Source organism: Gimesia fumaroli, from assembly GCF_007754425.1.
GTDB classification, from domain to species: Bacteria; Planctomycetota; Planctomycetia; order Planctomycetales; family Planctomycetaceae; genus Gimesia; species Gimesia fumaroli.
Map to the genome: position 1 here is coordinate 1,979,409 of NZ_CP037452.1, position 19,351 is coordinate 1,998,759.

Annotated in this window: 14 protein-coding genes; 3 read left to right on the forward strand and 11 right to left on the reverse strand. The window is 47.7% G+C overall.

Annotated elements, in window-relative coordinates; genetic code table 11:
- Positions 1–15: 15 nt before the first annotated feature.
- The 8 genes from Enr17x_RS07765 to Enr17x_RS07800 all read right to left on the reverse strand — a co-directional run bounded on the left by Enr17x_RS07765 (position 16) and on the right by Enr17x_RS07800 (position 9,693).
- The gene (locus Enr17x_RS07765; RefSeq protein WP_145307506.1) at positions 16–636 is read right to left on the reverse strand and encodes a GntR family transcriptional regulator; all 621 of its coding nucleotides are present in this window, start codon (positions 634–636) and stop codon (positions 16–18) included.
- 88 nt (positions 637–724) lie between these two features.
- Positions 725–1,246, reverse strand: coding sequence for a hypothetical protein (locus Enr17x_RS07770; protein ID WP_145307509.1), 522 nt, complete (start codon positions 1,244–1,246; stop codon positions 725–727).
- Positions 1,247–1,299: 53 nt separating this feature from the next.
- Positions 1,300–2,223, reverse strand: coding sequence for a DUF1559 domain-containing protein (locus Enr17x_RS07775; protein ID WP_145307511.1), 924 nt, complete (start codon positions 2,221–2,223; stop codon positions 1,300–1,302).
- A 711-nt stretch (positions 2,224–2,934) separates the two neighbouring features.
- Positions 2,935–4,392: a glycosyltransferase family 2 protein gene (locus Enr17x_RS07780; RefSeq protein WP_145307513.1), complete on the reverse strand. Its 1,458-nt coding sequence runs from the start codon at positions 4,390–4,392 to the stop codon at positions 2,935–2,937.
- Between the two features lie 182 nt (positions 4,393–4,574).
- Positions 4,575–6,713 carry a serine/threonine-protein kinase gene (locus Enr17x_RS07785; RefSeq protein ID WP_145307515.1) on the reverse strand — a complete coding sequence of 713 codons (2,139 nt, stop codon included), beginning with the start codon at positions 6,711–6,713 and terminating at the stop codon, positions 4,575–4,577.
- Between the two features lie 18 nt (positions 6,714–6,731).
- Positions 6,732–7,346, reverse strand: coding sequence for a sigma-70 family RNA polymerase sigma factor (locus tag Enr17x_RS07790; protein WP_145307517.1), 615 nt, complete (start codon positions 7,344–7,346; stop codon positions 6,732–6,734).
- Between the two features lie 585 nt (positions 7,347–7,931).
- Entirely contained in the window at positions 7,932–8,417 is a 486-nt protein-coding gene (locus tag Enr17x_RS07795) for a MarR family winged helix-turn-helix transcriptional regulator (RefSeq protein ID WP_145307519.1), read from the reverse strand.
- A gap of 106 nt (positions 8,418–8,523) precedes the next feature.
- Positions 8,524–9,693 carry a XylR family transcriptional regulator gene (locus tag Enr17x_RS07800; RefSeq protein WP_145307521.1) on the reverse strand — a complete coding sequence of 390 codons (1,170 nt, stop codon included), beginning with the start codon at positions 9,691–9,693 and terminating at the stop codon, positions 8,524–8,526.
- Positions 9,694–9,909: 216 nt separating this feature from the next.
- On the opposite strand from Enr17x_RS07800, the gene Enr17x_RS07805 reads away from it, so the two are divergent.
- The gene (locus Enr17x_RS07805; protein ID WP_198001016.1) at positions 9,910–15,348 is read left to right on the forward strand and encodes a neutral/alkaline non-lysosomal ceramidase N-terminal domain-containing protein; all 5,439 of its coding nucleotides are present in this window, start codon (positions 9,910–9,912) and stop codon (positions 15,346–15,348) included.
- Between the two features lie 41 nt (positions 15,349–15,389).
- Here Enr17x_RS07805 and Enr17x_RS07810 read toward each other — a convergent pair whose 3' ends face one another.
- Together Enr17x_RS07810 and Enr17x_RS07815 are read right to left on the reverse strand one after the other, a co-directional pair.
- A complete protein-coding gene (locus Enr17x_RS07810; RefSeq protein ID WP_145307525.1) occupies positions 15,390–15,929 on the reverse strand; it encodes a type 1 glutamine amidotransferase domain-containing protein in 540 nt (179 codons plus the stop codon).
- 48 nt (positions 15,930–15,977) lie between these two features.
- Positions 15,978–16,520, reverse strand: a complete 543-nt coding sequence (locus Enr17x_RS07815) for a hypothetical protein (protein WP_145307527.1) — start codon at positions 16,518–16,520, stop codon at positions 15,978–15,980.
- Positions 16,521–16,725: 205 nt separating this feature from the next.
- On the opposite strand from Enr17x_RS07815, the gene Enr17x_RS07820 reads away from it, so the two are divergent.
- On the forward strand, positions 16,726–17,094 hold the full coding sequence (locus Enr17x_RS07820) for a cupin domain-containing protein (RefSeq protein WP_145307529.1): 369 nt from the start codon (positions 16,726–16,728) through the stop codon (positions 17,092–17,094).
- A 59-nt stretch (positions 17,095–17,153) separates the two neighbouring features.
- Positions 17,154–17,558 carry a VOC family protein gene (locus Enr17x_RS07825; protein ID WP_145307531.1) on the forward strand — a complete coding sequence of 135 codons (405 nt, stop codon included), beginning with the start codon at positions 17,154–17,156 and terminating at the stop codon, positions 17,556–17,558.
- 28 nt (positions 17,559–17,586) lie between these two features.
- Here the strand turns inward: Enr17x_RS07825 and Enr17x_RS07830 are convergent, their stop codons facing one another.
- Positions 17,587–19,347 carry a sugar phosphorylase gene (locus Enr17x_RS07830; protein ID WP_145307534.1) on the reverse strand — a complete coding sequence of 587 codons (1,761 nt, stop codon included), beginning with the start codon at positions 19,345–19,347 and terminating at the stop codon, positions 17,587–17,589.
- Positions 19,348–19,351 lie beyond the last annotated feature (4 nt).

Here is a 19,351-nt window from a genome sequence, read left to right on the forward strand (position 1 = left end):
AGAATTTCAGCTGATTTATTCAATATGATCTTCGAGCGTTTTCAATGCCTTTTGGAGGCTTTTGTTTTTGAATGCGTCGAGTATCGGAAGGTGTTCTTCGTAGATCTGAATCGGGTTTGCATATTTGAGGTGTGATTCGCGAAAATGCCGTCTTACACGAGAAACAATGGAGGACCAGATCGCCAGCAGGTCAGGGGATTGAGAACGAGTGACTAAAGCACGATGAAAGGCGATATCGTGTTCTGAAATCAGCGTGAAGTCTTTTGCTTCACACGCGCGTTTCATTTTCTCCAGTATCGTTTCCCAGACAAGAAAGTCGTCTTCTGTTAAATGATCAAAAAAAAGACGGACGGCGTATTTTTCGATCGTGCACCGCAGGGGGATGATCAGTTCGGTGATTTCATTGGGGGCTGAGGAGGAGACGAGTGCGCCTTTGTTACGATCGGTTTCAACAATTCCCTCCCAGGCAAGCTGCTGGATTGCCTCACGAATGGGGCCGCGACTGACGGCAAACCGTTCGGCCAGATCGATCTCACGTAAGCGTTCCCCTTCGGCGATCCTTCCTGAGAAAATGTCTTCTCTCAGACGCTCAACGATCTGTTCGCCCAAACCTCGGACCAACTGAGACTCATTCATTTGATTTCCTTAAAACCGGAGATACTGTTCGCTTTTGCACAATGTTCCATGATAATCAAGTACGGGAAGGTTAACAAAACCATTCCTGCTATTCACCAAGATCAAAGTCGATGTTTTTATTCTCTCCATTGTCAATCTGAGCAGTCAGTTTGCTCTTTTGATTGTATTCTTTGGGGATAATCGACTTTAATTCATCAACCATTGTTCCCGGCGGGTTAGGCGTTCCCGCTTCAATTTTGTTTCCGGTTTTCTGATAAGCGGTGATTTCAACACGGTTCGTACCGATGACCGGTCCGGTATCCTGGGGGATTGAATATGTTCCTGCGCTAATTTTGGCACCGGTAGAAGGACCCACATTTGGTGAGATTGGTACAAAAGTGATCGTACCAACTTCCACAGGCGCACCCTTGAATTTGACATGCCCGCTCACAGCCGCGCGTTCCGGCCCCTCAGATGCAGATTGGGAACAACCGGATGAAGAGACTGTAAAAAGTGAGACCGTGATTGTGCAATAAAATAATTTTAAGCAAGTCCGTTTGAAAGGCAGCGGAATTAACGGCAAGCATCGATTCACTGGAATCTTTTCCAGTGCGAGATGAACATGATTCATTTCATCGCCCTTATAGCAATTGATAAATTAAACGCAATGTATTGCATGAGAAATCAAAATTCGCTGATGGCATTACCGTCATTCAGCATGCCTAGATTTTGCCAGGTGGTTAAATCGATATTTTCACTGATAAAACGAACTGCGCCATCTCCCAGAAGAGTGTGTACGCCTCCTGTGTGCAGGCTTCGCGCGGTATAAAGCAGATTACGGTTATTGTGTGCGGTATATGTTCCGGTGCATGCCGGCTTGGCATTGCTGTCACAAAAAGCGGTGCGCAATTGATCCGGAACATTGGAATTCGGAGTGAAGTTATGGTGGATAAAGGGACCCTCGGGATAATGTAAGACACCGCGAAAGTCGATTCTATTTTCCACTTTTCGCAGTTCCGAAACAACGATGGTATTGCTGCTGCCATCACGGAAGTCACGCATTTTTCTGGCAGAATTCTGATCAAAGGCTCCAACAGCACCTCGTGCGGGAGGACTGGGATCCAGCCCATAACCTGAGATGAGCGGACCGATACCATTGCTGGCAGCATAATTCCCTCTTGCGAAGACATTGTAGGGGAGCGAGGGAACCGGCAGATCAGTAGGACACTGCAGCATGGGAATCGTGTTTGAAATCAACTCATAATTCGTGCCGCCGACGCTCGTACATCCAAAGCAGGCGTTGAAGTCTGCTGTATTGTAGAGATTCGCTTGATCAATAAAGGGGAGTATTAATGAGACCCAAGTGGCTTCGTTACGGGCTGCCAGGCTTGTTTGGATATAACCCGGAGGCAGTACCTTATGTGTTTCCAGATAATTATGAAAAGCGAGTCCCAGCTGCTTCAAGTTATTTTTACATGTACTTCTGCGTGCTGCTTCGCGTGCCTGTTGAACTGCCGGGAGCAAAAGGGCGATTAGAATGGCAATGATTGCGATAACAACCAATAGTTCAATCAGTGTAAATCCCTTCGAGGTATTTGTCGGTCTCATTTCATTACTCCTAAAAACAGTTCGTGATCAAGAAGTGAATACGGCTTTTTAATAGTTATCAATAGGAATGGAGTCGAGATTGTGTGCCGACATGAGGTGTACTTGCGACTATTGTTTTATTGGTTGTAATTTGTCCTTTGTATATTGTTAACAATAAAATGTCAAACGAAATGACAAGATTGAAATGAAGTTTGCCAGAACTGATTTTGGGGAAGTGTTCTTATGACCACTTTTGGCTTGTGGGAATAACTTGACAAATCAATTTCAGGAATGGGGAGTAGTCTGAATAGAGGGGGAGGCGTGCCTGAGATTAGATGAAATTTCAAACTTCAAATAAAATAGAGGCTTAGGGGAAAATAAAATCAAGAGAAAGATAAACATATCCAGTCGATAGCAGGTTCTTTATGTTTATTAGTTATGATTGTGTATGTGTGGTCGGGTGTATCATTTTTTCGTTATTTGTTAGAAATAATCGAATTTCAAAAAATAATCAGGAAGAAACCCATTTCACATCACTATATGCATATAGAGGGTGTCATTCATACCTGTGATAAGCATGAATGAACTAATCATGGAAATGCATGGGCTCACTTGCTTTTAATGAGCACGCAACGTTAGGGGACTAGTGCCTGCTTCCTATCATTGTGTATGTGAGCCTGTGCTTTTCTTTTTTTATGCCCGTTCATTTTCAGATCTCAAGAGCGCCAGATCTCAATAGAGAATGTCTTCGGGTGTTTTGACGTGGCCACAATGGACTGAGGGCAGCATCAGGATCTCACCCTCTGATTGTTTGACTCGGGCACACCATTCCCAGTCGTGTGCTGGCGCGTGCTGATAATGGCTGTCCCAATAGCGGGGCGTTCGGTCTCTCCAGAACATCAGGCAACCCGTTCCGCAATAATCCACGGGTGTGGCCTCTGTGCCAATTTCAGTAAACGCGTTGACCAGGTGATAGTCGTCAAAATGTCCGCCCACAAATTGTGATTCCGTATGTCGGCTTCGATAGCAGCCGCTAACGGCATTGGGGGGGACCCAGCCATCAGTCAGCTGATTCATCAGATTTGCTCCCGCTTCCAGTGGGAGCAGGATATCGTCTTCGATCAGCCAGTGCACGTCTCCTCTCATTTCCACACTCAGGCGGTTACAGGAGTGGGCCATAAACTTTGCTACCTGATCCCTGCGTTCTTTTTCATTTGAAAAAGAGAAAGAAACAGGATGGGGGATAATTCTGATCGTTTCGAAAGTATTCCGATATCGGTTCGTTTCAGCTCTCATGAGTGAAAGGGTATTCTCATTCCTGGAATTATCCAACAGGACCAGTTCGACCGGTTCCTGCGAATTGATCAGATTGACGGATTGGGCAACCGCCGACATCCACTCTGGAAAAAAGCTGGCAAGCCTGCCACTGATGATGGATCCTACGCTGAGTCTGGCACACGCGCGGCGCATTTGTGGTAGCAGGATTTCCTGTCGTTTTTCATACTTGGTTTGAATATTCGCAGACCAGGAACTTGTATGCTGTCGGTATTTCAGGATTGCCTTACTCAATGCGGGAGCACCCAGTCTTGCACCTCGCAATGCCAGGTCCCAGTCCCACATGGTATTGATTTTGTTTTGCCAGCGACCAGCCGTCTCAAAAGCCTGTCGGTTCCATAAGGCGGAAGTATTTATGAAATTTCTCAACCAGAGCTGACCTTGTTTCCATTCGGGAGCATCCCAGAGGGTTGTAAAATCTCCAAATGCTTCAGCGCCTCCATAAACAAAAGGAGTTGTTGGTGTCATGGCATCCCAGTGTTCTTTGACATAATCTGGTGGGAGGATATCATCTCCATCTAAAAATAAGAGGTAGTTTCCTGTTGCTTGTGCAGCACCGCGGTTTCGCGCTTCGCAGACTCCGATGTGGTAAGGTGTTTCGAGAGTGACGACTCCCTCGTCGTGATAGCGGTTAGCAATCGTGATTGAATCATCAAAGCTGCAATCATCCGAATAGATGACTTCACAAGGCAGGCTTTGATTCAAAGCCGATTCAATGGACTCTGCCAGGAATAAGGCGTTATTTCTGGCGGTGATCACAATACTGATTTTGTCTTCACGAACTTTCGGTTGCGCATGAGACTGATTCTGTTGATTGATTCTGTCCGATTTCGGCCAGAGTGCATTACCTACCATTTGGGGGCCCTTTTTAATGGTCAGCTGGTTCTATAAATAATACTTAACTGAAGTATCCTGGAGGGGACGAAGGGGTCAAGATAAGAATCATCAGAGGTTTGTAAAAGTGATGAGTCGATTTGCAGTTGGGATGAGAAAAAAGTAGGCGATACTAGTGAAAAGATAGAGCTGAAATACTGATCTTAATCAAGTCGGACGGGGTCATGATCTTTAAAGGCGTTCCTGATCTGTTCGATACCTTTTTCTGAAATCGCAGTTTTCTTGATGCGTAGAGACTCTAGTTCTTCAAGTGCGATGAGATAAGGTACAGAGGCATCACTGACGTTTGTTTCTGATATATTCAGCTTGGTCAAATTTGAATTGTTCTGGATAAACGTAATACCTTTGTCTGTGATATTCAGTCTGGCCAGATCAACATCTTCTAAGCGGGGCAGTTGATTCAGAACTTGCAGTCCTGTATCAGTCAGATCGGGATTTAATTTAATAGAAAGCGTTTTTAGATTTTTTAACTCGCTGATATGGGATAAGCCTTTGTCTGTCAGCTTGGTATGATGAATATCCAATACAGTCAGTGAAGTGAGACCTTTGATGGGGGCAAGTGCATTATCACCAAGTACGCAGTCATCTAACCGAAGTTCATTCAGGCTCTTAATATTCTTTAAGAGAGACAGAGCGTTTTCGTCCAAAGGCTGATTGTGGTAAAGCTTAAGCGTAATGATTTGAAAATCATCCTTGGGTAAACCTTCTGACGTATTGTTAACCTGGACTTTTACACCATTTGCCAGGAGCAGAGTGAGTTCACATTCATGTTCTAAAGCCCAAAGGGCTGCTGCTCGTTGGTTCTGAGCCTCTTCCGGTGAAATTTTGGGGATGTTAGATACAGGAGGTGGGATTTGATCGAATCGGATGAAATAAAACAGTCCTGCATTCAACAATGCAATTCCCATAATCAACAGGAGTATGTTTTTTTTGTTCCAAAACCGATGTGTTGGTTGAAACAGAGTACTAGAGTACTGGCTCAAAGCCTCAACGGGAGGGGATAAATCGGTATTCTGGCACAGCCGGATCAGTTCCTGGCTATGTGTCAGGCTGGTGTCTGAAGCTTCATGTAAAAGTGAGTCCTGTTCCTGTTCCATGAAGTCGTCCACTTTTTTGACGACTTCGGCCATCGTTTGAATTCTGTCGTTCGGATCTTTTTGGATCATTGACTGGAATAGTTCTTCCAGTGTCTCGGGAACGTCCGACAGGTAATCGGATAATCGCGGCGCGATGTCTTCTCGGTGTGCAATGATCGTTTCGACAGGAGTATTTCTTTTGAACGGAAGTCGCCCCGTGAGCAGTTGGTAGAACGTGCAGCCCAGGCTATATATATCCGAACGTTGATCAATTGTTTTAACACTCATTGCCTGTTCGGGGGCCATATAGTAGGCGCTACCCATGATACAATTGCTATCAGTCAGATCGCTGAATGACGTTTCGGAGTGACTGAGCCCTGCCAGGCCCAGGTCAAGAATTTTAATTTTACCCTCGGTCGTCAAAAACAGATTTGACGGTTTGATATCTCTATGGATCAAATTATTGTTGTGAATATACTGAAAACCGTTGGCAGCTTGTCGCAAGATTGAACATGCCGCTGTGATTGAGAGTGATCGCTCTGTTTTCAGGATTTTTTTCAGGTCATGGCCTTCTAAATATTCCATGACCAGAAAACAGGTGTCGTCTGTCTCACCTGCATCTGTGGCCTTCACAATATTCGGATGGTCCAGTTGTCCGACCAGTTCCATTTCGCGATAGAATCGCAGGGACTGGTTTGAGTTTTCCCAGTCATTGTTGAGCAATAGTTTGAGGACGACTTGTTTTTTTAAATGGGCATGAATTGCCTGGTAGACAACCCCCATGCCTCCCTGGCCGATTTTTTTAATTAAATGATAGCTGCCAATCACTCTGAGTGTGTCTTGATGCAGCTTTCTATTGAACGACGCGCTGTTACTCTGGTTAATCGACGAGTTGTTTTTCTGGTTGTGAGACGCGGGGCTTTGGGGAGAGAATGGCTTCGATTGTTGGATCGAGGAGACGGTAGAATTGAAGAGTCGGTCTAATCGATCTTCGCTAAAGGGATAAGTTTGTAAATCATCTTTCCCTTGTTGTCGCTGGTGGCATTCGTGCCATTCTTTGAGTTCAATATCATCCGAGAGTGTTTCTGCTTTTGTCTGGCAGAGGGAACATTGATTCAGATGATCTCTGACAAGGTCGCCTACTTCTTCGTCAAGTTCATTGACGAGATACTGGACTAACAGACTTTCCGAGATGCATTTTTCCATGAATGACTCAAGATAAACCTATCTTTGAAATACAACGCTATCAAAAGAAAGTCGTTGGATTTCCTCCTTCAGTTTTTTTTGTACCAGAAATTTTGCTTTGTAGATCCAGGTGATATCAGTAGACAACTCACTCGCTGCTACTTTGGGGGGCTGATCTTTGATCCAGGTCAATTCAAAGGCTCTCCAGGTTTTTTCATCAAAATCAGGTCGAATGTTTTCGAGAGCGATGGTGTAGATATGGCTGCAAAAATCATCTGACCACATCGCATCAATTTCTCCTGGTTGTTCATAGATGAATTCCTGGAGTCCATTTGCTCCTGATTGATTCTTAAATCGCTGGTTTTTTTTGAAAAAATGGCAGATTTCATGATAAGTGACAGTGCCCAGCCATGATCGAAATCGTCCCAGTTTTTGATTGTATTCAAAAGAATTGAGCGATGTGCTGATTTGGCGGAATACTTCCTGGCAGACATCTTCAGAGTCGCAGTCGTTTAATCGAAATTTGCGACAGTAGTTATAGATTAAAGGCCCATATATTTTCACAAACTCTCTCCATGCTTCTGAATCTGTGGGAACACGCACACGATTCAAGAGAGTGATATGTGTTGATGGCCAATCGGAGCCGTAATTCATTCAGTGGTTCCTTTGGGGTGGATTTAACAATGATCCATCGTTTTCTGGCTCCGTGTCGCTGTGTCCATACGGGTATGTGTACGCATGGGTTGATTGCCGGGAGTATGTTCCATTCTACCCAACTAAGGGTATTAGTATAAAGATCAGGATATATATTAATGTACTTAAATATGGCTTGGGGTGAAATAATATTTTCGTGAACACGCGTGGGTAGAGCGATTTTTCAATCACTATTGTGATGAGAATTAAGGAGATACGGTACGTTTCTCGCTAGAACGCCTCTACAAAATAACCGCTATTGAGAGGAAGATCATAGCGAAAGATTTACGATTTAGACCAAAAAAGCAGGAAAGAATTTGCATCAAACCTTTTAAACTGAGCAGATTGAATAAGTTGCTGATTCCCAATTCGGATTAGAAGGTTTTGCGGGGTTGTGAGAGGCTGATTTTGGCTGATGATGGTGTTTGTTTGTTACTGGTTTGCCTGCGTTTTACAATCGCTGAAGGATCTACTGGCGTGTTGAATTGGGGGGTAGTGGGGAAGCAGGGTTCGTTTGCCGGCATCTTGACAAGGCAAAAGCGGGTCTTAGTTTTCGGCTGACGTTGTGAGGGAGGTGCGTGCTTTTTCTAAAAGCCGACTGAGTTCAGCCAGTTCATCTGAACTCAAATGACCGATCAATTTGCGATGCAGGCAAAGATCAGGATCGTCAATTTTTTTCAACAGTTTCAATGCTTTGGCGGTTATTTGAATATAAACAACCCGCCGATCCTCGGTGCACCGCTTTCGTTCAATCAGGTCTTGAGCCTGCAGACGGTCAAGCAATCCGGTGATCGCTGGTACGACTTGTACCATTCGACTGGCAATTTCCAGGGAAGGCATCGGTTTTCCTTCACCACGCAATATTCGAAGAACGTTATATTGGGAAGGTGTCAGGCCATACTCACGAAATAATTTGCCAAATTGATTATGAAAGACATCGCTGGTGCGCAGGATATTCAGAATCGCTTCTTGCTCTGGTGAAGCAAAAGGTTGTTTCTTTCTGAGTTCCTGTTGTAATTTACCACGTGCCATGATTAATCCCTGACAAAACCGTTTAGCAGAATTCTAGGTGTAAACTATAGGGGAGTCAAGCGGCTGTCACTCCAGTTGTTCACTGGTTTGGAATAGATTGCCATTTTTAATTTCCCGACTGGTTCGCTTTATGGCGAAATTCTGTTGGTGTGCATTCTTCATGCTCTTTGATTACCACGCTCAGATAGGCGGCACTGGAAAACCCCGCCATCGTAGCGATTTGTTCGAGTGTGAAGTCAGTGTCAATCAAAAGTTGTTTCGCGCGGCGAAGCCGTTCTTCTGCGATGATCTGATGAGGTGTTTTTCCCGTCAGCTTCATAAAGCGGCGTTCCAGCGAACGTCGGGAGAGATTCACATGTCGTGCGATTAAGGTCACATTGATTGTCGCGCAGGCATTGCGTCGGATGAATTCCAGAGCCGAGGCGATGGCGACGTCGTCTACAGCAATGATGTCGGTTGATCTGCGAGGCACCAGTTTTCGGGGCGGCAGCATGAGAGGTTGAGCCGGTGCAGCTTTACCTTGCATCAAGCGGTCGAGCAGGGCAGCTGCCTGAAATCCAACCTGTCCTGCCTGATGCGAAATACTGGTGAGAGGTGGGTCAATCACTTCACAAAAGACATCATCGTTATCAACTCCGAGAACAGCAACCTGTTCCGGAACCGCGATCCCGCGACGGCGGCAGGCATCCAGAACGCATAAAGCACGTAAATCATGTGCTGCCATTAAGCCTACCGGTTTCGGCAGTGATTCCAGCCAGTCTGCCAGATCCTCCTGACCACCATTCCAGCTTTCGACAAAACGTCGGCGTGACAGGGGGGAATAAATTTCGCATTCGAATCCCTGCTGGCGTGCTATCTCTGCGAAAGCATTCCGACGACGCATTGACCAGTTGGCCCGCTCCACTCCTACAAAAGCAAAGTGCCTTATGTGGCGATCCCGTAAATGTTCAAACGCCATTTGTGCGATCTCGGTATCGTCGGAATAAACGCCGGGCAGTTCCAGGTCAGGCACTTGCTGTAACGTATCCACGATCGGGACACCTGATTGCTGAAGCCGTTCTGACATCTGTTGCGAACGCACTCGGGCAATAATGCCGTCTCCTTCCCACTGTTTCATCCAGTCGGGGAGTGTTGTCGCTGGTCCCCATTCATCAATGTACACAGACCAGGGCCCATGTGTTCGTGAATACGTTGAAATGCCTTGTAAAATTCCACGGCCGAATGTTTTTGACGTTTCAATGAACAGGGCAACCTGAGGTGTAGCAGAACGGGACATGATCTCTTCCGGAGTGTCGCAAAAATAAAAGAGAATGACGCAACACTGGATTGATCCTGCGTCAGTCAAGCAGTTAGACTGGATTCTATCATTCAAAATCAGATCATAGATGAATGCGTCTTGAGGAAACAGGAAATCTTGAATCTGATTTGTGATTTTCTGACAGATTGATGCGCTACTGACTGAAACTGCTTTGAGGAAACCAGGATGAAGCAAATGATGGTACTTCGAATTGTACTGGCAGTGATCGTTGCAGGCGGTTGCGTTTCCAGTTTATCTGCTGAAAAAACGAAAACTTATTCCGTAGGCATCGCCAAAGTTGATATCACTCCCGATTACCCGGTGATACTAAGTGGCTATGCCTCACGCAGTACAAAGCCGATTGATCGGGTCGAGCAGCAACTCTGGGCACGCGCGATTGTGATTCGTTCTGAAAATCCTCAACCGCAGATTTTGATATCGGTTGAAAATTGTGGTGTCCCTGCATCCGTGACGAAAGCTGTTGTCGCGAATCTGAAAGATGAGTATTCCCTTACTCCTCAGAATCTTGTGATCTGCTCCACTCATACGCACGCGGCTCCGATGCTCACAGGAGTCCTTCCCAACTTGTATACCAAAGATTTGACTGCTTCCGAACAGGCCGGAATTGACCGTTACACTCAGGATTTGACGCTTCTGCTGACCAAGGTGGCGGAAGAAGCCATTCACAATACCGAGCCCTCTCTTCTGGAGTGGGGAATCGGGACGGCGACGTTTGCCAAAAATCGCCGCAATATTACCGGGCCGAAAGATCATGACCTCCCGATCCTACAAGTCAAAGGTGTTGATGGAAAGACACGTGCGATTCTGGTGAACTATGCCTGCCATTGCACGACATTAGGGGGCGTTCCCTTTATGTCCGGCGACTGGGCCGGTTGCGCCGTCGAAGCGATTGAAGCAGACGTTCCCGGTTGTATGGCGATGGTGGTCATTGGATGTGGTGCGGATCAGAATCCGAAGTTCAGAGGCGATGATCAGGGAGCGGCGCGGGTCAATGGAAAAGGCATCGCAGACGGAGTTCGCCAGCGTCTCAAATCTAAATTAACACCACTAACAGGAGATCTGAAAACGGGGAGTGAAGAACTGACACTTGAGCTGGACAAGCTGCCGACAGAGGACGAGTGGAAAGAGCGCGCACAGAAAAAGGGAATCACGGGCTATCATGCGCAAAAGAATCTCAAACGTCTGGAACGGGGACAGGCCTTAACAGATAAAATCATTTACCCGGTGAAATCTTGGGTCTTTGGTGATGATCTGGCGATGGCCTTTTTGGGAGGAGAGGTTGTTGTCGATTATTCATTGGCGATTAAGCAGCGGCATGGCGCGAAGCTATGGGTGACCTCCTATGCGAACGACGTTCCCTGTTATATTCCCTCCGAACGGGTCCTGCAGGAAGGGGGCTATGAGGGACGGAATGCGATGGTCTGGTATGATCTGCCTGGTCCTTTTGCGCCCGGGCTAGAGAAAAAAATTCTGAAGGAAGTAGACCGACAGCTACCGGATACTTATCAGCCCAAAGAGGATGTGAGTCGAACGGGTGGCAAGCGGGCATTGACTCCCGCCGAATCGATATCACGTATGAATTACTCCGACAAACTCAAAGTCGAAGTGGTTGCGGCGGAGCCGTTAGTCATTGACCCCGTCGCAGTAGAGTTCGGTCCTGACGGGAAATTGTGGGTTGTCGAAATGCGGGATTATCCAAACGGCATCGATGGGAACCTGAAGCCCGGCGGTGTCGTGAAATTTCTCGAAGACCTGGACAGAGACGGCGTCTACGACAAGGCGACCGTGTTTCTGGAAGGGCTGCCTTTTCCGACCGGCTTAATGGTTTGGAAGCAGGGTGTGCTGGTCTGTACGGCTCCCGATGTGATTTACGCAGAAGATACGAACGGCGATGGGAAAGCCGACCTTAAGAAAATAATTCTAACGGGATTCGCAACTCATAATTATCAGGCACGGGTGAATAGTCTGGTTCCCGGTCTTGATAACTGGGTCTATGCATCGGGCGGCTTATTCGGCGGCATCATCAAATCATTCAATGGTCAGACTGTGAATGTAACGAATCGTGATTTTCGGTTCAAACCCGATACCGGAGTACTGGAACCGGTCAGCGGCCGGACCCAACAGGGCCGCGTGCGTGACGATTGGGGCAACTGGTTTGGTTGTCGCAATGGCAGCCTGTGCGTGTATTATCCCGTCAATGAATCCTATTATCGCAAGAATCCGTTTGTGGTTTCGCCCCCGCCTGAGGTTGCTGTTCCCCGAGGTGAGGGTGCCAATCAGCTCATTCCGGTAGGTGATCTGGTTCAGTTTCATTTAAGTGGACAGCGCGGGCGACCGACTTCAGCCTGTGGTCTGGGGCTTTACCGGGATCGGCGACTGGGGGACGGTTTTTTAGGGAACACGTTTGTTTGTGAACCGGTCAACCAGCTTGTGCATCGTCAGGTGATCCAGCCCGAAGGAGTGGTCTATTTCGGGACGCGTGCGCCGGAAGAACTGGATCGGGAATTCTTGACGTCAACTGACAACTGGTTTCGGCCAGTACAGGCAAGACCCGCGCCCGACGGATCATTGCTCATCGTAGACATGTATCGCTATCTCATTGAGCATCCCAAGTTTCTTTCACCAGAGGCAGTCCAGAAACTGAATGTGCGTGCGGGCGAAACACGGGGCCGAATTTATCGGATCTCTCGAAAAGAACAGCAGTATAAACCGATCCCGAAATTGAAAGAGTTAGAACCGCAGTATCTGGCGAAGCTGATTAGAAGCAGAAATGGTACACTGCGTGATATGGTGCAGCAGGAACTGATCTTGCGGGCTGACGAAAAATACATTCCAGAATTAAAGTCGATTGCCGCGGAGGGGAACTTGCCGGAATCACGTCTGCAGGCACTCTGTACGCTGGATGGTTTGGAGGCGTTGGATGCAGCGTTATTACTGCCACGAATTCAGGATTCGCATCCGGGGGTTCGCAGAGAAGCCCTGCGTTTATCGGAACCGTTTTTGAATGCATCAAAGTCTCTGGCAAATGCCGTTCTGCAGCGCGTCAAGCAGGAAGAAGACTTATCTGTCATTTTACAATTGGCTTATTCTCTCGGCGAATTAAAAAGCGAAATGGCAACGCAGTCGTTGTTACAATTGATGGAACAGCATTCCGGGAATGTCTATATCAGGTCTGCCGTGCTGACCAGCTTCGAACCGAGTCGTCTGGCACCGGCGATCGCCGTTTTGATTCCCCAAGTCAGTGATCAACCCAAACTACAGCCGGTTTTTGAGGCCTTGTTGGGGATGACGATCGCGACCAAAGATGCGGCTGCTCTGAAGCAGGTTGCTTCTCATTTGCTGGCTGATGCGGTTCAGAATGAGAAGACGCCTCTCTGGGAGTGGGCGGCATTGTCTCGTATTCTGGAAGTGACCAATACCGCGAAACTCAGCCAGGATCAGGCGCTTGGTCAACAGATCAAAACATTACAAGAACGAGCCCGTCAACTGGTGGCGGATTCCGAGCGGGGGGCAGCAGAGCGGATTGCCGCGATTACGTTTGTGGTCCAGGCCGGTCAAGGTCAGGATGATCTGCAGTTGATCTCTGATTTATTAACGCCACAAACGTCGCTGAAAATTCAGATGGCAGCAGTCCGCAGTTTGATCAATACTCAGAAAGCGGAAGCCATGAAACCGGTTCTGGAAAACTGGAAACATCTTACGCCTGCACTGCAGTCAGAAGTTCTCAATCAGCTTCTGGCACGGGAATCGACGACAGTCAAATTATTAAACAGTGTCGAACAGAAATTGATTCAACCCGCTCAGATTGATTTGACCAGTCGCCAACGATTGATTGATCATAAAAATAAGAAACTCAGTCAGCGTGCCCGGAAACTGTTTTCGGTGGCGACCAGTGCCAGTCGTGCGGCGGTACTCAAACGCTATCAATCGATCGATCTGAAACAGGGCAGCATCGAACGGGGCAGTGCTGTGTTTGAGAAACAGTGTGCGAACTGTCATAAACTGAATGGAAAAGGATTTGTGGTGGGGCCGGACCTGGCGGCGTTGACGGATCAGTCAAAATCATTCCTGCTGACTTCAATACTCGATCCCAACAAAGCCGTCGATGGGCGTTATGCATCTTATCTGGCGCTCACCGAGGATGGCCGAATTAATACCGGGATTCTGGTGTCCGAGCAAAGTAACAGCATTACGTTAAAAACGCAGCAGGGGAAAGTGCAGACAATTCTCAGAACAGAAATCGAAGAATTGAGCAATACCGGCAAATCACTAATGCCGGAAGGTCTGGAACGCGAGATCCCGCCGGAAGCGATGGCGGATTTACTGGCCTTTCTACAGGAACACAGTGCCCCCATTCATTACAAGTATGCCGGTGCCGTTTCTCCGGATGCAAACTACCCGGATGATCCGAAAAAGTTGAAGCTGGTGAATCAATCTCCGGGTTCCGGAAAATTTAATGATGGGAACTGGGTCGGGTTCCGATTTGCCGGCGAGCAACCACAGCCCAGAATTGAATTTGATCTTGGTAAAAAAATTCTGGTGCGTTCTTTGAAAATTGTGTATGGCGTGAATCATGCACCCGGGTCAATCCATGCCCCCGCGTCAGTAGTGGTTTCCTTCAGTAATAACGGTCAGCAGTTTGGGAATCCGCTCAAGTTCTCCAACTTTAATGACCATCCCGATGGTCTGGGGCTCTATGAAATTGATCCGCGCACTGTTGCGATCAATTTGCCAGAACAACGGGCACGCTTTGTTCGTGTTGATTTTCAGAGCAAACAGGGCTGGCTCTTTCTCTCGGAGATCTCACTTGCCAGCAGCAGCTCAGCCGGGAAACAACATCAGGCAGTTCCTGTAAAGCCGGGAGATACGAAGCAGGCGACGGTTTCTGTGGACCCGGTTACAAAAATCAAATCGCTCGTTGCCAGTGTCAAAGTGGGCACTCCAGACGAGTACCGTGAAATTCCCAATATCTGGCGGCAGGCGATTGCTTTGGGCAAACGAAATCAGGCAGAGGAGATTAAAAAATTACTTGATGCGTCTTTGCCTGAAGAGAAAGGAACTCTGCAATGCTGGCAGGCGGTTGTGATTGGTGGCGGGATCATCAACGGGATTACGATTGCCGGCGATTGGCCACGAACCCGAATTGAAGCCATCCTGAAGGAAGATCCGAAGTTGGCTGCCCGCTGGCAGCACTCGCTCCAGCAAGCTGTCAAGATGGCCGATGACCCACAAATCAAAGCGGGGACCCGCTATGATGCACTGCGGATGATCGCCATGCTTGATTATGCAGACTGTCAGGCACAGTTGAAACGTTATCTGGCAAATCCAAAGCAGGCAGAACTGCAGATGGGGGCCGTCAGTGGATTCGGCGATATTAACTACTCCAAAGCAACAGAAGATTTGCTCAATGCACTTCCCAGATTGACGTCCCGTAATCGTAAAATTGCACTCCAGTCTCTGCTAAGAACCGTTGCCCGATGCGTGGCATTATTGGATGCTGTTCAGATGGAGAACGTCTCCGTCAAGTTGATCGATGCAGACGTTCAAAAACAGTTGTTAGAACATCCCAATCGAGAGATTCAAAGACATTCGAAGCGAATTTTCCATCAGTAGGGAGAATTGACTCCGTAGAAAATGACAGTGAGCAGAGTGCTTTACCTTGCCTGTTGTAGAACTTCCAGCATGCCTCTACAGAAGTCGGGCAGGTCTCCGGGGCGGCGACTGGAGACGAAGTGGCGATCAACTGTAACAGACGCGTCTTCCCAGATGGCCCCGGCGTTAATCAGGTCGTCCTTGATACCCGGCGAACCGGTGACCTTGACTCCTTGATAGATGCCAGCGGAGATCGGCATCCAGCCTCCATGGCAGATGGCGGCGATCAGTTTCTGGCTCTCGTGAAATTCAGATAGCAGCGATAAGACTTTTTCAAAACGTCTGAGTTTGTCGGGCATCCAGCCGCCGGCGCAGACCACGCCTTGATAGTCGCTGGCGTTGATACTGTCGATTGTGGCATCCGAAACAGCTGGATAGCCATGTTTTCCCAGGTAGGTTTTACCTGCTTCTAATCCCGCCATAGTCGTTTCCGCGCCCGCTTCTTCCAGGCGAAGTTTGGGATACCAGAGTTCGAGGTCTTCGTAATCCTCGCCGACAAACAGGAGAAACTTTTGCCCCGATAAGGGAAGGGAACCAGTCATATTTTCTTTCCTTAGATTTGAATGATTAATATGATTCAATAGAGGGAGTCAGGCAGCAGGCCACATCAGGCCGAAGATCAGTCCGACAATGACCGCATACAGGATCGATTCGATGACGTGCCCGATAATTCGATTATGAAACCAGATCGCATGCTGCACAGTGGCTGAGAGAAACGTCAGTAAGCCTGCGGTTGCCAGAAAGCGAAACACGACTATGAATTCCGCACCCGGCTTGATTGCCAGAGTTGACAGATAGGCCAGAGCGAAACTGATGACGAGAAAATACAAAAAAGTCAGTCCGAGTTTCTTTCCCATATTCACTTTCGGGAAAACAGTCATGACACCGCACGGGCCGTTATTCCATTTCTGCTGATACTCTTCGCTTTTCATTTCCTCCGGTGAATTGCAACCGGGAAACATATAACTACCCAGTGGCACATTCTGCTGCTTGACGGCTTCCAGAAATTCATCTTCACTCTCCAGCTTTTTCCAGTCATCGCGATGAAGTTGAAATACCATCCACGATAAAAAACTGGCAAAAAATAGTGCCACAGCCGACAATGCAATTGGAATTAACAAACTTGTCAACATATTATCTCTCCTGGATGCAGTTCAAAATGAGAGTGTGAAGGGAGTCGTAGGATTGCCGAAATCAGGCAAGTCCCTGAAATGCATTTGCTTCATCATAAAATGACAAATTCTGTTTTCCCAGTACACAGCCAGGCGATCGACGAGAAATTACGAGATTGGATGTTTTGATCTCTTTCAGAAATGAATTTCATATAAAGGAACTGACATGGCCCAATTGATCACGCAGCCGACAATAGTAGAAGCAGCAGGCAACAAACCCAAGCAGATCGAAGAATTTGTAGGACGCGTCAATACCGGCGAGGAATCAATGAGCATTGCCCGCATGATCTCTCCCGGCGGTTGGGTAGAGCCGGAACAAACGCCGGAATTTCGTGAGACGTCGATTGTACTCAAGGGAGTTCTGCGTGTGGAATGCGCTGACGGCGTGATCGAAGTCAAAGCAGGGCAGGCGATTGTGTTGGAACCGGGAGAATGGGTGCGGTACAGTACTCCCGGTGAAGCAGGTGCTGAATATATCGCGATTTGCACGCCCGCCTTTTCTCCCGATACGGTTCACCGCGTTGAAGAAGATTAAAACGGTCGTGTCTTTCATGCACAATTCATATCACTTCGATTCAGAAAGGGAACTGTTTCATGCCACAAACAAATCCTGCAATTCAAGAGCTGGTTCCGCTGCTGTATGTAGAAGATGCCTCCCGGTCTACGGAGTTTTACTGCGATCAGCTTGGTTTTGAAATGAAACTCAAGTGGGAACCGGAGGGCAATTTGGCCTGGTGCCGACTGGAACGGGGTAATGCGGCTCTGATGTTACAGTTAGCCTGTCCCGATGAAGATGGAACCGCAGCTGAGCGCTGCAAGGGCGTCGGTTTCTTTTTTCTGTGTGATGACGCGCAGGCGGTTTACGAAGAATTGTCATCTCGCGGGCTTACTCTGGAGCCTCCACAGGTGGCGTTTTACGGAATGAATCAACTATTCATGAAAGACCCGGATGGTTATCAGCTTTGCTTTCAGAACCAGGTTGAGTTGGCTGTTGAATGATCTCAGACTTCGTCCAGTACTTTCGCAATTACGTCTGCTGTAATAGATTGGTTAACCAGATCACCTGATAAGGTTTTAGGATCAGGTCGCCTCTGAGATTTGAATATAATTCGCCGCTGATTAAATCGACCCAGGAATCGGTGCCAATCAGATTAATTTCTGATAAGGGGACAATCTGTTCCTGATTGGTGACATTATTAATCGCGAAAATACTCTGCTGGCGATCCATGCTCTGACGCCAGAAGGCAAACACACTGTTGCCCAGGTGCAGGGTAAACTGAGTTGCATTCGGATGAAAGGCAGGTTGCCGCCGTCTGATTTTCAACAAGTGACAGATGCCTTTGAAGACGCGTGCATGCGTTGAATCTTTGTTTGCCAGTTGTTCCTGCAGATGGGCATAGTCCCAGCGATGGCGGTTAATCGAACGGTTATGCCCCGTCTGTTCGACGGCCACCTGATCATTTCTCGTGCCCAGAAAACTATGAACGTAAACAGCGGGAATTCCTTCCAGAGCAAACATGATGGCATGTGCGCAGAGGAAACGCTCAATCTGCCATTCGTCTTCGCCGTCCAGAGTCCCTCGCATGGCGTCGAATAATGAGATATTAATTTCATAAGGTCGCTTGCCACCATCGGCGAGCGAACGCATTGAAATTCGAGCACCAAACTGCTCCATCATCGAAACCATTTCGTTAATTTCTTCATCGTCCATTAATCCTTCCGCGGGCCGCAGGCCGATCCCGTCATGCGAGGCAATGAAGTTCAGATAGGTGGTGCCATGCAATGCCGGGGGCATGCTCATCATCCAGGTTTTTAAATGCTGGCAGCTTCCGCAGAGCATTGCATTTACCAGGAGTGGGGGCAGGGAAAAATTATAGATAGCATGCGCTTCATTTGAGTTTCCAAAATAAGCCAGGTTCTCACGGTTCGGAATATTGGTCTCGGTGATGATCATGGCGTGGGGCGAGACAAATTGAATCAATGTGCGAAACAGACGCACCAGTTCATGCGTTTCCGGCAGGCTCAAACAGTTCGTGCCGACGACTTTCCAGAGAAAGGCGACCGCATCCAGACGGAAAATATGAACGCCGTGATCGAGATATAATTTGACGATTTTGACAATTTCCTGCAGTAATTGCGGATTGGCAAAATTTAAATCGACCTGATCGAAGCTGAAAGTACACCAGGCATACCGGGGGCCTTCCGGGGTATCGATCCGCTGCAATAAACTGTTGGTCCGCGGGCGAACCACCTCGGAGAGATCATCATCCGGACTGCCGCAGAAGAAATAATCTTTACCCGGTGATTCTCCTCGTTTGAATTGTTGAAACCATTCACTCTGACTCGAACAGTGATTGATTACGAGGTCGGACATCAGGTGAAATTCGTCGGCAATCGCGTTGATATGCTCCCAGGTGCCCAGCTTTGGATTGACTTGCTGGTAGTCGATGATGGAAAATCCATCGTCGGAACTGAAGGGGAAAAAAGGGAGAATATGGATACTGTTGATCGTCTCTTTGAGAAACGATTCTGAAAACTGCAACAATGTTTCCAGTGGCGGCTGCCCCTCCGTGAGCAGACTGTCGCCATAGGTAATCATTACGGCATCACGTTGATCCCAGTGGTTCTGATGGGTTTCCGGCGTCTGGCAATTCCCATCCGGGGCCATGATATCAATCAAAGTCTGGGCGAATGCGCTATGGTCAATCTCCGGATAAATAACCCGCAAGTGATTTTCGACGAGGAATCGGTATTCACTGATTGCGGAATGTTCGACAGGTTCAATCATATTT

Coding starts and splice junctions, on each gene's coding strand:
- Enr17x_RS07775 (WP_145307511.1), bottom strand. CDS start 2,223: ATGAGACCGACAAATACCTCGAAGGGATTTACACTGATTGAACTATTG.
- Enr17x_RS07830 (WP_145307534.1), bottom strand. CDS start 19,347: ATGATTGAACCTGTCGAACATTCCGCAATCAGTGAATACCGATTCCTC.
- Enr17x_RS07770 (WP_145307509.1), bottom strand. CDS start 1,246: ATGAATCATGTTCATCTCGCACTGGAAAAGATTCCAGTGAATCGATGC.
- Enr17x_RS07780 (WP_145307513.1), bottom strand. CDS start 4,392: ATGGTAGGTAATGCACTCTGGCCGAAATCGGACAGAATCAATCAACAG.
- Enr17x_RS07815 (WP_145307527.1), bottom strand. CDS start 16,520: ATGTTGACAAGTTTGTTAATTCCAATTGCATTGTCGGCTGTGGCACTA.
- Enr17x_RS07800 (WP_145307521.1), bottom strand. CDS start 9,693: ATGTCCCGTTCTGCTACACCTCAGGTTGCCCTGTTCATTGAAACGTCA.
- Enr17x_RS07765 (WP_145307506.1), bottom strand. CDS start 636: ATGAATGAGTCTCAGTTGGTCCGAGGTTTGGGCGAACAGATCGTTGAG.
- Enr17x_RS07820 (WP_145307529.1), top strand. CDS start 16,726: ATGGCCCAATTGATCACGCAGCCGACAATAGTAGAAGCAGCAGGCAAC.
- Enr17x_RS07825 (WP_145307531.1), top strand. CDS start 17,154: ATGCCACAAACAAATCCTGCAATTCAAGAGCTGGTTCCGCTGCTGTAT.
- Enr17x_RS07785 (WP_145307515.1), bottom strand. CDS start 6,713: ATGGAAAAATGCATCTCGGAAAGTCTGTTAGTCCAGTATCTCGTCAAT.
- Enr17x_RS07810 (WP_145307525.1), bottom strand. CDS start 15,929: ATGACTGGTTCCCTTCCCTTATCGGGGCAAAAGTTTCTCCTGTTTGTC.
- Enr17x_RS07795 (WP_145307519.1), bottom strand. CDS start 8,417: ATGGCACGTGGTAAATTACAACAGGAACTCAGAAAGAAACAACCTTTT.
- Enr17x_RS07790 (WP_145307517.1), bottom strand. CDS start 7,346: ATGAATTACGGCTCCGATTGGCCATCAACACATATCACTCTCTTGAAT.
- Enr17x_RS07805 (WP_198001016.1), top strand. CDS start 9,910: ATGATGGTACTTCGAATTGTACTGGCAGTGATCGTTGCAGGCGGTTGC.